The 12,428-nt window shown below is 30.4% G+C and carries 14 protein-coding genes; 7 read left to right on the forward strand and 7 right to left on the reverse strand.

The features are described 5' to 3' along the window. Positions 1-56 precede the first annotated feature (56 nt). The 3 genes from BA195_RS02040 to BA195_RS02050 all read right to left on the reverse strand — a co-directional run bounded on the left by BA195_RS02040 (position 57) and on the right by BA195_RS02050 (position 2,511). Positions 57-419: a cupredoxin domain-containing protein gene (locus BA195_RS02040; protein ID WP_068701933.1), complete on the reverse strand. Its 363-nt coding sequence runs from the start codon at positions 417-419 to the stop codon at positions 57-59. 70 nt (positions 420-489) lie between these two features. Continuing rightward, complete coding sequence (locus tag BA195_RS02045; RefSeq protein ID WP_068701935.1) at positions 490-1,047, reverse strand: carboxymuconolactone decarboxylase family protein; 558 nt, start codon at positions 1,045-1,047, stop codon at positions 490-492. A 612-nt stretch (positions 1,048-1,659) separates the two neighbouring features. After that, positions 1,660-2,511, reverse strand: a complete 852-nt coding sequence (locus BA195_RS02050; protein ID WP_068701937.1) for an AraC family transcriptional regulator — start codon at positions 2,509-2,511, stop codon at positions 1,660-1,662. A gap of 271 nt (positions 2,512-2,782) precedes the next feature. On the opposite strand from BA195_RS02050, the gene BA195_RS02055 reads away from it, so the two are divergent. From BA195_RS02055 to BA195_RS02070, 4 genes are all read left to right on the forward strand, one after another. Then, entirely contained in the window at positions 2,783-3,460 is a 678-nt protein-coding gene (locus BA195_RS02055; protein ID WP_084443015.1) for an alpha/beta fold hydrolase, read from the forward strand. Between the two features lie 127 nt (positions 3,461-3,587). After that, positions 3,588-4,280, forward strand: a complete 693-nt coding sequence (locus BA195_RS02060; RefSeq protein ID WP_068703884.1) for a succinate dehydrogenase cytochrome b subunit — start codon at positions 3,588-3,590, stop codon at positions 4,278-4,280. Between the two features lie 12 nt (positions 4,281-4,292). Continuing rightward, the gene (locus BA195_RS02065) at positions 4,293-6,305 is read left to right on the forward strand and encodes a fumarate reductase/succinate dehydrogenase flavoprotein subunit (RefSeq protein ID WP_068701941.1); all 2,013 of its coding nucleotides are present in this window, start codon (positions 4,293-4,295) and stop codon (positions 6,303-6,305) included. A gap of 9 nt (positions 6,306-6,314) precedes the next feature. Further along, the gene (locus BA195_RS02070) at positions 6,315-7,061 is read left to right on the forward strand and encodes a succinate dehydrogenase/fumarate reductase iron-sulfur subunit (RefSeq protein WP_068701943.1); all 747 of its coding nucleotides are present in this window, start codon (positions 6,315-6,317) and stop codon (positions 7,059-7,061) included. Between the two features lie 50 nt (positions 7,062-7,111). On the opposite strand, the gene BA195_RS02075 is transcribed toward BA195_RS02070, so the two are convergent. Next, positions 7,112-7,495: a DUF1573 domain-containing protein gene (locus BA195_RS02075; protein WP_068701945.1), complete on the reverse strand. Its 384-nt coding sequence runs from the start codon at positions 7,493-7,495 to the stop codon at positions 7,112-7,114. A gap of 184 nt (positions 7,496-7,679) precedes the next feature. On the opposite strand from BA195_RS02075, the gene BA195_RS02080 reads away from it, so the two are divergent. Together BA195_RS02080 and BA195_RS02085 are read left to right on the forward strand one after the other, a co-directional pair. Next, positions 7,680-8,648 (forward strand): sensor histidine kinase, encoded by a 969-nt coding sequence (locus BA195_RS02080; RefSeq protein ID WP_068701947.1) that lies wholly within the window; start codon positions 7,680-7,682, stop codon positions 8,646-8,648. Continuing rightward, the gene (locus BA195_RS02085; RefSeq protein ID WP_068701949.1) at positions 8,649-9,335 is read left to right on the forward strand and encodes a LytR/AlgR family response regulator transcription factor; all 687 of its coding nucleotides are present in this window, start codon (positions 8,649-8,651) and stop codon (positions 9,333-9,335) included. Between the two features lie 17 nt (positions 9,336-9,352). Here the strand turns inward: BA195_RS02085 and BA195_RS02090 are convergent, their stop codons facing one another. From BA195_RS02090 to BA195_RS02100, 3 genes are read right to left on the reverse strand one after another with little or no spacing between them, the layout of a single operon-like run. After that, positions 9,353-10,504 (reverse strand): endonuclease, encoded by a 1,152-nt coding sequence (locus tag BA195_RS02090; RefSeq protein WP_068701951.1) that lies wholly within the window; start codon positions 10,502-10,504, stop codon positions 9,353-9,355. 14 nt (positions 10,505-10,518) lie between these two features. Further along, the gene (locus BA195_RS02095) at positions 10,519-11,136 is read right to left on the reverse strand and encodes an NAD(P)/FAD-dependent oxidoreductase (protein ID WP_068701953.1); all 618 of its coding nucleotides are present in this window, start codon (positions 11,134-11,136) and stop codon (positions 10,519-10,521) included. Between the two features lies 1 nt (position 11,137). Further along, entirely contained in the window at positions 11,138-11,719 is a 582-nt protein-coding gene (locus BA195_RS02100) for a MarC family protein (protein WP_068703886.1), read from the reverse strand. Between the two features lie 111 nt (positions 11,720-11,830). Between BA195_RS02100 and BA195_RS02105 the strand changes: the two genes are divergently transcribed. Further along, positions 11,831-12,409, forward strand: coding sequence for a DUF3109 family protein (locus BA195_RS02105; protein WP_068701955.1), 579 nt, complete (start codon positions 11,831-11,833; stop codon positions 12,407-12,409). Positions 12,410-12,428: the final 19 nt, after the last annotated feature.

A 12,428-nucleotide genomic window follows, 5' to 3' on the forward strand; every position in this document is an offset into this window, starting at 1 on the left:
ATAAAATCCCCGCTAATTGCGGGGATTTTATTTATATAAAAACTGTATTTAAGCGTTTACTTAACTGTTAAATTATATTGAGGTGTAGGGTTTAATGGGCAAAAATATACATATTCCCCCTTTTTTAAAGTTACTTTTTTAGAAGTAGATTTAGCATTGTTTTTAACTAAAGAAGTTACATAAGCATCTTTAATATGATGTGCTGCTTCTACCATTCCTTTAGGTGCTAATACAAAACCAACATCATGTCCTACATTATTATTAGAAATTTCAAAAACATAAGTTCCTTCCTTTAATGTTAGCTTTTGTTGTGTAAACTTACCTTTGGTTTGTTCTAAAGACACTGTTTTTACTTCTTGTGCGTTTGCTTGAAAATTAACAGTTAATACGAATACTAAAATTGCGATAATACGTTTCATTTTTATTTACTTTTTGATTATATATTTATATGATGAGTATTACTATAAAAAGTAATCCCTCAATTTTTTATTATGCGTTTATGGTGAATTTTCCTGAGTTTACTTCTGGAAAATCAATTTCGGTTTTTGCAATATGATTTACATAGTTTGTTAATGTATTAGAAACTACATTTAAAACTATTTCTAAAATATCACTATCTGTATATCCTGCTACTTTTGCTGCTGCAATTTCATCAGCACTTATATTTCCTCTATTTTTAGTAATGCTCTGAGCTAAATTTAATCCTGCAGCTACTTTTTCATCTGAAGATAATCCTTGTCTATTTTGTTCTGTTTCAGCATCTGTTAAGCCATTCATTTTACCTATTGCTGTATGTGCAGATAAACAGTAATCACATTCGTTCTCTTCAGCAATTGCTAATGCTAGTTGTTCTCTAAACTTATTAGAAAAATTTCCGTTTGCGGTTAAATCACCTAGACTTAAGTAGGTTTGTAATGTAGCTGGTGAATTACCAAATACTTTTATTAAGTTAGGTATAAAACCTAGTTTGTTTTGTACAGCATCAAATAATTCTTTTGATTTTCCTGTTGTTGTTTCTGGGTTTAATGTTTTAATTCTTGTACTCATTTTTTAGATTCTTTAATTATTATTTAGGTTGCTCACAACTACACATTTCTCTTTCAGGAAATTGCTCGTCGTATTCTTGATATCCCCAACAATTAGGGCATTGATAAGTGTCTGTTGTTTTCATCTTTTTATTTTTATATAACCGATAAAACCATGGTTAAAAATTATACTACAAAGATGCGATAGATAACATCTTTTAAAAATGGACAAAGGTTCCTTAAACTTAGATTTCAATAAAAACTTAAAAAAAATGATTTCTTAACCTATGTTAACATTTTAATTGTAAAAACATTATACATTTGTAATGTTATTATTAATAGCATATCCCCTATATGTTAACCCCCCTTAAATAATAACATCCCTTAAAAACAACCCCTAACTTGTGTGTTATGGGTTTTTTTATGCGGTATAATTGCTTCTTACATTAAAAATAGAAAAGGATTCTTTATAATAAACGTTACTTTTAAATTAAAAAACCATTATAAACATAGGTTAATGTATTAACTAAAAACCTGTTGTACATTTGTACTGTTATTATAACTAATATATCCCTTATATGTTAACCCCCTTAAATAATAACATCCCTTAAAAAAACAACCCCTAACTTGTGTGTTATGGGTTTTTTTTATGCTCTTTCTGAAATTGTTTTGGAGATTTTCCTGTTGCCTTGGTAAAATAACGCGTAAAATATGCTGGGTCATTAAAACCTAAGTCAAAAGCTATTTGTTTTATAATATCTGTAGAATATATTAATTTACGCTTTGCTTCTATTATAATTCGATTTTTAATAAAGTCACTGGGGCTTTCAATTCCTGTTTTATGAAAATTTTTGGTTAATGATTTAGGAGAAATACCTAAACGATTAGCGTAATCAGTAACACTATGTAAGTTTTTAAAATTTAACTCAACCAACAGACTAAAATCTTTAAACAACTTTGTTTCAGTATCTTTTTTAAGTACGTGGTATTCTTTTTTTATCCGTACAGCATGTATTATAAACTGTTTTAAATAAGCTTGCAACATATCGTATTGAGCCGCTTCATTGTTTTTAAATTCATCTACTAAGCTCTCGATTATAAAATTAAACTTTTCAATATCTTTTTTACAAGGTCTTACAAACGGAGTTTCATATATATTATTAAACAATACTCCATTACAAGAAATTTCAGAATCATGCGCCTGAATACAATAAAAATCTTGAACAAAACTTAATTGATAAGCTTCTTTTATTTTTTCTGAAGTAACCGAAAACATTTGTCCAGGAGATAAAAAAAATAATACTCCTCCTTTAAATGAGTAACTTTCAAAATCGATATGATAGGTTCCCTCACCTTCCTTTATCCAAAAAATTTTATAGCTATTAATTTGTGTCGGTTTATTAACCACACAAGCTTTTTCAAACTGTATGGTTTGTAATGAAAAAACATCTTGATATTTATAGGTTTTTATATCTTGAATAGCCATTTTTATAACTTCTTTTATTATTGGTCGTTAAAATATAATTAGCTAACAAAACAAGGTAATACTTAAATTAAAGCTATTATATTGTTTATATTCCTAGTTTTTTATTGATTACAATTTAACAAAAAGATACAATATATTTATTTACTAAAACACCTAAAAAGTTTAACTTACACCGTGTATAAATGTTAATCTTTACCTTACAGTAACAAACTTGTTACTAAGTTTTTTTAAGATTGATAAACTAATTAATACTTGATAAACTATAAAATAAATGCAAAAGGTATATTTTATTTCAGGCACAATGTGTACAGTCGATTTATGGCAATTTGTGTTTCCTCGTTTAGAAAATATTTTTCCTGTTCATATTGATATTACTTTAGCTACTTCTTTTGATGAAATTAACAAAGTAATCTTATCAAAAATTGATGAAAAAGCTATAATTGTAGGGTTTTCTTTAGGTGGATTTTCAGCCTTAAACTTTGCGATTCATTACCCTGAAAAGATAAAAAAACTTGTAATAATTGCAGCAAATACAAATGGTTTAAATGATAATGAAGTTCAGTTACGAAAAAGCACCATTGATTTTTTACAAAACAAAAAATACAAAGGTATTTCGCTGGTAAGAATACAGCAATTTTTACACCCCAATCATCAAAATAAAGAAATTATAAGTATTATTAAAAAAATGGATGCAACTTTAGGAAAAGAAGTTTTAATTCGTCAATTAAAATCCACTTCTTCTAGACTTAATATTACGGAACAAGTTTTAAGCCTGAACATTCCAATAATACTTATTGCTGCTGAAAATGATGCATTAATTTCAATTGCAGATGTAAAAATATTAGTATCTAAATTACAAAATGGAAAACATATAATCATCAAAAATTGTGGGCATATGATTCCGTTAGAAAAGCCCGAAGAGTTAGCGAATCTACTTAATTGGATTTAATCTTTAAATCAAAACACTACTCGTTTATTTAAACCCATTCTAAATATTTAATAAAACAATTCGCAAAATTTGTGCAAGTAGTGCATACCTCTTAAATTTGTGTTATATATTTAATATAACAAACAAAATAATGGGATTATTAAAATCTTCTATTGGAAGAAAATTTGCCATGGCACTTTCGGCGTTCTTCTTGATGTTCTTTTTATTACAACATTTTGCAATAAACATCACCTCAATTTTTCCAGACAACGGAGCAACATTTAACAAATTATCTCATTTTATGGGTACTAATGCGTTAATACAATATGTTATGCAGCCTGTTTTGATTATTGGTGTAGTGTTTCATTTTGTAATGGGATTCATCTTAGAATTAAAAAACAACAGTGCACGTACAGTAAGCTATGCTAAAAATAACGGAGCCGCAAACTCTACTTGGATGAGTAGAAACATGATTTGGTCTGGAGCTGCAATTTTAGCATTTGTAGTATTACATTTTATTGATTTCTGGTTTCCAGAATTAAATACAAAATTTATTCAAGGAGATATGTCTGGACTTATCGACCCAAATGTGGCTGATAGCGGACTTAGATACTTTGAAGAATTACAACACAAATTTGTAAATCCACTTAGAGTTGGTGCATACATCGTAGCATTTGTATTTTTAGCATTACACTTATTACACGGATTTACATCTGCATTCCAATCAGTTGGAGCAAACAACAAATACACTAAAGGATTGAAAACATTTTGTAAAGTGTATGCAATTGGTATTCCTGTAGGGTTTATCATCATTGCTTTATTTCACCATTTCAATCACTAATACGAAACAAGTATGGCTTTAGATTCAAAAATTCCAAAAGGTCCAATTAAAGATAAATGGACAACTTATAAAGACAAAATTGACTTGGTAAACCCAGCAAACAAACGTTTAATAGACGTAATTGTGGTTGGTACAGGCTTAGCAGGTGGTTCAGCTGCTGCAACTTTAGCTGAGTTAGGCTACAATGTAAAAGCATTTGCTTATCAAGATTCTCCTCGTAGAGCACACTCTATTGCAGCACAAGGAGGTATTAATGCAGCAAAAAATTATCAAGGTGATGGAGATTCTTTTTACCGTTTATTTTACGATACGGTAAAAGGAGGAGATTACCGTTCTCGTGAAGCAAACGTTCACCGTTTAGCTGAAGTTTCAGCAAACATTATTGATCAATGTGTAGCGCAAGGTGTACCTTTTGCTCGTGATTATGGTGGTTTATTAGACAATCGTTCGTTTGGTGGAGTATTAGTTTCAAGAACTTTTTACGCTAAAGGACAAACAGGACAACAATTATTATTAGGTGCATACTCTGCAATGAACCGTCAAATTGCTCGTGGTAAGATTGAAATGTTCAATCGTCATGAAATGTTAGATGTTGTTAAAGTTGGTGGAAAAGCTCGTGGTATTATCGCTCGTAACTTAGTTACTGGTGAAATCGAACGTCACTCGGCCCATGCTGTTGTTATTGCCTCTGGTGGATACGGAAATGTATATTTCTTATCAACCAACGCAATGGGATCAAACGCAACTGCAGCTTGGAAAATTCATAAAAAAGGAGCATATTTCGCAAACCCTTGTTATACACAAATTCACCCAACATGTATTCCTCGTTCAGGAGATTATCAATCGAAATTGACTTTAATGTCAGAATCGTTACGTAATGATGGTCGTATTTGGGTTCCTAAAAACATGGAAGATGTGATGGCAATTAGAGAAGGTCGTAAAAAACCAACCGAATTGTCTGAAGATGAAAGAGATTATTATTTAGAAAGACGTTACCCTGCATTTGGTAACTTAGTACCTCGTGATGTTGCCTCTCGTGCAGCAAAAGAACGTTGTGATGCTGGTTACGGAGTAAATGCAACTGGTGAAGCGGTGTATTTAGATTTTAAATCGGCAATTGACCGTTACGGTAGAGAGCAAGCAAAATTACAAAACATATCAAATCCTTCGGATGCAAAAGTATACGAATTAGGACAAGCTATTGTTGAAGCTAAATATGGAAACTTATTTCAAATGTACGAGAAAATCGTAGATGAAAATCCATACGAAACTCCAATGATGATTTATCCTGCAACACACTACACAATGGGTGGTGTTTGGGTTGATTATAACTTAATGACAACCGTTGATGGATTGTATTGTATTGGTGAAGCAAACTTCTCTGATCATGGTGCTAACCGTTTAGGAGCTTCTGCTTTGATGCAAGGTTTAGCCGATGGTTATTTTGTATTACCATATACAATTGGTGATTATTTATCTGGAGATATCCGTACTGGAAAAATACCAACAGATACTAAAGAATTTGAAGAAGCTGAAAAAGAAGTTACTGAACGTATCAATTTCTTCATCAATAATAATGGAGAACATTCTGTAGACTATTACCACAAAAAATTAGGAAAAATTATGTGGGAAAAATGTGGAATGGCACGTAACGAACAAGGTTTAAAAGAAGCAATGGCTGAAATTAAAGCATTGCGTGAAGATTTCTGGAAAAACGTAACAGTTCCTGGAGATGCAAATGAAATGAATCCTGAATTAGAAAAAGCAGGTCGTGTAGCTGATTTCTTAGAATTAGGAGAGTTATTTGCTAAAGATGCCTTAAACAGAAATGAATCATGTGGTGGTCACTTTAGAGAAGAATCTGTTGAGTTAGACGGATTACAAAAAGGAGAAGCAAAACGTAATGATAAAGATTACGCGTATGTAGCAGCCTGGGAATATAAAGGAGAACCTGCAGAGGCAGTTTTACACAAAGAAGAATTAGAGTTTAACGATATTGAATTAAAACAACGTTCATACAAATAAGAGGATATTATGAATTTAACACTTAAAATTTGGCGTCAAAAAAACGCAAGTGATAAAGGGAAAATGGTCGATTATAAAGTAACCGACATCTCTGAACACATGTCTTTCTTAGAAATGATGGATGTTTTAAACGAACAGATTATTAACAACGGTGAAGAACCTGTTGCTTTTGATCATGATTGTCGTGAAGGAATTTGCGGTATGTGTTCTATGTACATTAATGGTGAAGCACATGGTCCTGATCGTGGTGTAACCACTTGTCAATTACACATGCGTATGTTTAAAGATGGTGATACAATTACAATTGAACCATTTAGAGCTGCAGCTTTCCCAGTAATTAAAGATTTAGTTGTTGATAGAAGTTCTTTTGAACGTATTCAGCAATCTGGAGGGTATATTTCTGTAAATACTTCAGGAAACACCCAAGATGCTAACTCAATTCCTATTCCTAAAAAAGATGCTGACGACGCAATGGATGCAGCAACTTGTATTGGTTGTGGTGCTTGTGTGGCTACTTGTAAAAACTCATCGGCAATGTTATTTGTTGGAGCTAAAGTATCTCAGTATGCTTTATTACCACAAGGACAAGTTGAAGCTACAGACCGTGTTTTAAACATGGTAGCTCAAATGGATGCTGAAGGTTTTGGTAACTGTACAAATACAGGAGCTTGTGAAGTTGAATGCCCGAAAGGAATTTCATTAGAAAACATTGCTCGTATGAATACTGAGTTTATGAAAGCTAGTTTAAAAGGATAAACCCTCTTATATAAAAATTAAAAATCCCGAGTATTAAACTCGGGATTTTTTTATTTAGAAGCAACAAGATTTTTTTTGCTAACAAACCCTTTAATTTTTAACACTTCTCTTTTTGATTTTGCGTTTGAAATAATGGTAAACATTTTAGAAAACCCTCCTAATCGACTAGTATCATACGACACCTCTATGCTTCCTTTCTTTCCTGGCATAATAGGTTGTTCTGGTTTTTTAGGTACAGCACAACCACAAGTAGAAACTACTTGCTTAATAATTAAAGGAGTATCACCAATGTTGGTAAACTCAAACACACGTTTTTTTTCAGCACCTTGTGCTATTTTACCATAATCAATAGTAGTTTTATCAAACTTAAATTCCTGAGCATTAACGGTAATTGCTATAAAACAAATAACAATAAATGATACTAATTTTTTCATATTTACATTGTTTAATTAATAGTTTGTCTAATGTAAACGATAACTAATACTTAATAAAAACATCAGTATAAACAACCTGTAAACTTATGCAAAACACCCTTAGTTTGTAGTTGATACTCGTATTAATGTAGTTGGTACTTTATTTATAAATTACTCTTTAAAATTTACCTATTTTTAACTGTATATGAATACATTAAAAAAACACGGCGCTGAGACTTTAATACACCTACTTTTTTGGGTGTTGTTTATCATTATATCATTGTTTGTTTTTACGCCTTATTATTGGACTGAAAATCCGTTTTTACAGTATTTTTTCATCCTTGTTAGTATCGTATATATAAACAATCAAATACTATTACCTTTTTTTATGAAAAAGAAATGGTATGCATTATATAGTTTTCTTTTTTTATCTATATCATTTTTAGCAACACAATTGTATTGTTACGTTTTTGCGCGCTGCGGATGTTCGATTATAAAATGTTTAAGTGATTATTTATGGCAAACCTTAACTCCGTTATTATTCTTTTCCTTTATATGGATGTTATTTCGGTATATTGATCAATCCGAAAAAGTAGCTAAAATTGAGCAAGAAAGAGCTGAGATGGAATTAAAATTCTTAAAATCACAGATTAATCCACATGTGTTATTCAATAATTTAAATACTATTTATTCATACGCTATTGAAAAACCTGACAAAGCCCCTGACTTAATTTTACGACTATCGGATAATCTAAAACATGTTTTGTACGAAAGCAATGCCAAGAAAGTTAGTTTGATTAAAGAAATACAATTTATAGACAATTATATTGCTTTTCATAAAATTAGAACTGAGGGGATTAAGCAGATAAATTATAAAACCTCAACCGATAATGAAAGCTACAAAATTGCTCCATTGTTATTAATTACTATTATCGAAAACGCATTTAAACACAGTGTTATTAATAGTACTATTGATATAAACATTAAGGCAACAAAAAATAAATTGATCTGTATTTGCACAAATGATTATGATGATAAATCAATAAAAAATACTGAGGCAATCGGTTTAAAAAACCTTAAAAAGCGGTTAAACTTATTATATCAAAATAATTATGAACTAACTATAAGTAAAACAGATAGCTTTTCGATATCATTAGCTTTAAACTTAAAATAAATGAATTGTATAATTATAGAAGATGAGCTTCCGGCACAAAATGTATTAAAAAATTATATTCGTAAAATTCCTGATTTAGAGTTAATCAATTCTTTTCAAACAGCAATAAGTGCACATCAATTTTTAAAAAATACAAAAATTGATGTTGTTTTATTAGATATAAATCTGCCAGATATATCTGGCTTAGATTTTATAAAAACAATTAAAAATCCACCTAAAATAATAGTTACAACTGCTTATCCTGATTATGCTGTTACTAGTTTTGAGCTAGATACTATTGTTGATTACCTTGTAAAACCCTTTTCTTTTGATCGTTTTTTAAAAGCCATAACCAAAGCCGAAAAACAAATAAACATCACAGAAACAAAAGAAAAAAAAGCCATTTATTTAAATATAGATAAAACTATTTATAAAATATATTTAGAAGAAATACTTTATTTAGAATCAGACAGAAATTATGTAACCTTTTTTATGACTGATAAAAAACTAACAATTATTGATTCTTTAAAAAATTGGAAAAATAAATTAAGTGATAAGGTATTTGTGCAAATTCACAAATCATATATCATAAATATAAAAAAGGTAGAAAAATACAGCAGTACCAACCTGTATATAAACAATAAAGTTCTGCCAATTGGCAGAACTTATAAAGAAAAACTATTGGTTAACTTACATGCTAACCAATAGTTTTATATTTAAATTATTTACTCCCATGTGTTATTGGCTGTAGTACCACCCCAAATAACAGTTGCTAAATAAGGGTTATCAATCATAGGGTTTCTATTACCTTGCTCTTCAGCAATTACATTATTACGGTTTTTTTCAAAATCAGAAACAGGATCTTGAGCATTCCATTGTAATAACAATTCAATCATATTACTATCTGATGCATTAACAGTACCGATAGCAACATTTTTTGGCAAACATTGATTACCATATCGTAAATACATATACATCATCATACGAGCAACATCACCTTTCCATTCATCTCCAGGATACCAACCATTAGAAACTGCAGCTGCTGTACCTGATCCATTGATAAATTTCTTATTACTTCTATTAGAATTCATACGAATGTCAGATGGTCTTAAATGGTGTGCATCTGAACCAGCACCAGCTGTACCTAAATTAGGGTTTCCTAATGATTTAGGGTACACATGCTCTCTATTCCACTGTGTTCCTTGACTACCTCCATTAGCATTTTTACTACGTGATCTATCTGTCACATAATCTCCGTCAGTATCATTATAACCATAAATTAATAAAACCTTACTATTATCTGAAGGATCTAAGTCTGATTTTTTTACAGCTTCCCAAACACCAGGTGTATAGGTTAAAAAAGTAGTATGAGTACTCGTTATTTTAGTAGCAAGTTCATCTTTTAATGCAGCTCCTGTTAATGTAAAATCTACTCCACTATAATAAGATGTTAGTTCAGCAGGAATATTAAAACTACCAGGAGTTGTAGTTGATTCAGCTTTTACAGTTATTTTAATTGTTGCAGTAGCACAGTTTGTGGTGGTTGTAGCGCTACAAATTGTGTATTCAAAAGAATCTTCTCCAATAAAATCGGTAGCAGGTGTATAAATAAACTTACCATCGTTAAGTGTAATATTTCCGTTATTTACTGTACTATTTGGGTTTGGTACTCCTACGCTTATATTAGTATTGGTAAATGTATCATTTGATAAAAAATCAGAAATAGTTAAAGGTACATTTTCAATTGTTTCATAAAAATCATCAACGGCTACAACTTTAGTTACAGGCGGTTCTGGTATTATGTTATCATCAATTCCATTTTGACCACAATTAACAAGTATCAAAGCTGTAAAGCCTAATATTAATATTTTTTTCATTATTCTATTTGTTTTTAATTATTACTCTCTATTTTGTCGTGCACTTTCGTTGGAATATGATCATTCCATACTGTTAAAATATCAGTAGCTACACTTGCACCACTTCCTGCTGCAATGGCAAATTGACTGCGCCAACCTGCTAAAGTTCCGCAAACGTATAACCCTTTTTTAATTAAGTGATTAAAGTTTCGAAGTTGTATTCTATTTTTCATAGCATTAGCTCGCATGTGTGGCTCTACATATTGTTCTAAACCAGCTATTTCAAATGGTTTAGAATAATTTAAGGCTACCACAACTGACTTACTACTATACTCATTTTTATTAGTGATAATTTTATATTCAGTGTTATCCTCTAAAACAGCTACTACTTTTTCATTTTCAATTTGAGAAACGTGTGGATATTGAGTTTTTAATTGCGCTTTTCCTTCAACTAAAATATCACTTCCTAATGTTGCTGAAGGCAACCCTAAAACATTATTAAATAGTGCATCTTGTAAATGAGAAGCTCGTTGATGTAGTATAATACCAATATTTTTATTTTTAGCATACTCTTTTTTATATGCCGATCCTAAAACCAAGGCACATTGCATGCCCGAAACTCCACCACCAATAATTAAGCAATCATATATCATGTTATCCTAATAACTCTTTAAAATTAGCTGCAAATAATTTTACTGCAATTGCTAATAAGATAACTCCGAATATTTTTCTAATAATTTTTATACCGTTAGCTCCAATAATTTTTTCAATCTTTGAGGAGGTTTTTAAAACCACATATATTAGTATTACGTTAAGTAATACAGCTACTATAATATTTTCTATATTAAATTCTGCTCGTAAAGAAAGTAAGGTTGTTAAACTACCTGGTCCGGCAATTAATGGAAAAGCTAATGGAAAAACTGTTGCTGTTAAAGCTTCATCTTCATCCTCTTTATAAAGTGTAATACCTAAAATCATTTCTAAAGCAATGAAAAAAAGGATAAATGCTCCCGCTACTGCAAAAGAATGTACATCAATACCAATTAAACTTAATAATTGTTTTCCTAAAAAAAGAAAAATAACCATAATTACCCCAGCTATTAGTGAGGCTTTTTCAGATTGAATATGTCCTACTTTTTTACGTAAGTCAATAATAATAGGAATATTTCCAATAATATCAATCACCGCAAATAACACCATAAAGGCTGTAAAAATTTCTTTGAAGTTAAAATTCATAATATTTTGTTTTTCAGCTGCAAAATTATACAAGTATTGTTACAATCTAGTATTTTTGCAACTAAATTTTATGTAAAGTTATTGTTAACTATACACTTTTAAATATATTTTATGTTTCAATTAGGAAAAACCATCGTTTCAGAAGATCTTATTGACAAAGACTTTGTGTGTAATTTATCAGCCTGTAAAGGAGCTTGTTGTATTGATGGAGATGCTGGAGCGCCATTAAATAAAGAAGAAACAATTATTTTAGAAGACATTTATCCTAAGATAAAACCTTTTTTACGTAAAGAAGGTATTGAGACGATTGAAAAACAAGGAACTTGGATTACCAGTGATTTTGGAGAGCTTGAAACCCCTTTAATTAACGATGCTGATTGTGCCTATGTTATTTTTGATGATAAAAACACGGCTTTATGTGCTATTGAAGAAGCTTATAATCAAGGAATTGTAGATTGGAAAAAGCCTGTTTCATGTCACCTTTATCCTGTAAGGGTTAAAGATTACAGTGAATTTTCTGCAGTAAATTACGATAAATGGGAAATTTGTGATGATGCCTGTTCTTTAGGAAAAGAGTTACAAGTACCTGTTTATAAATTTGTAAAGCAAGCACTGGTTAGAAAATTTGGCCAAAATTGGTATGATGAATTAGAATTAATAGCCGAAAAACGAAAAGAAGAAAGTAAATAGCATTTCCTATTGCCATAAA

Source organism: Tenacibaculum soleae (genome assembly GCF_001693415.1).
GTDB lineage: Bacteria > Bacteroidota > Bacteroidia > Flavobacteriales > Flavobacteriaceae > Polaribacter > Polaribacter soleae.

Bases quoted from the DNA above. Each gene is read 5' to 3' on its own strand.
- BA195_RS02055 (WP_084443015.1), top strand. From the start codon at position 2,783: ATGCAAAAGGTATATTTTATTTCAGGCACAATGTGTACAGTCGATTTA.
- BA195_RS02045 (WP_068701935.1), bottom strand. From the start codon at position 1,047: ATGAGTACAAGAATTAAAACATTAAACCCAGAAACAACAACAGGAAAA.
- BA195_RS02070 (WP_068701943.1), top strand. From the start codon at position 6,315: ATGAATTTAACACTTAAAATTTGGCGTCAAAAAAACGCAAGTGATAAA.
- BA195_RS02100 (WP_068703886.1), bottom strand. From the start codon at position 11,719: ATGAATTTTAACTTCAAAGAAATTTTTACAGCCTTTATGGTGTTATTT.
- BA195_RS02075 (WP_068701945.1), bottom strand. From the start codon at position 7,495: ATGAAAAAATTAGTATCATTTATTGTTATTTGTTTTATAGCAATTACC.
- BA195_RS02040 (WP_068701933.1), bottom strand. From the start codon at position 419: ATGAAACGTATTATCGCAATTTTAGTATTCGTATTAACTGTTAATTTT.
- BA195_RS02105 (WP_068701955.1), top strand. From the start codon at position 11,831: ATGTTTCAATTAGGAAAAACCATCGTTTCAGAAGATCTTATTGACAAA.
- BA195_RS02050 (WP_068701937.1), bottom strand. From the start codon at position 2,511: ATGGCTATTCAAGATATAAAAACCTATAAATATCAAGATGTTTTTTCA.
- BA195_RS02085 (WP_068701949.1), top strand. From the start codon at position 8,649: ATGAATTGTATAATTATAGAAGATGAGCTTCCGGCACAAAATGTATTA.
- BA195_RS02090 (WP_068701951.1), bottom strand. From the start codon at position 10,504: ATGAAAAAAATATTAATATTAGGCTTTACAGCTTTGATACTTGTTAAT.
- BA195_RS02095 (WP_068701953.1), bottom strand. From the start codon at position 11,136: ATGATATATGATTGCTTAATTATTGGTGGTGGAGTTTCGGGCATGCAA.
- BA195_RS02065 (WP_068701941.1), top strand. From the start codon at position 4,293: ATGGCTTTAGATTCAAAAATTCCAAAAGGTCCAATTAAAGATAAATGG.
- BA195_RS02080 (WP_068701947.1), top strand. From the start codon at position 7,680: ATGAATACATTAAAAAAACACGGCGCTGAGACTTTAATACACCTACTT.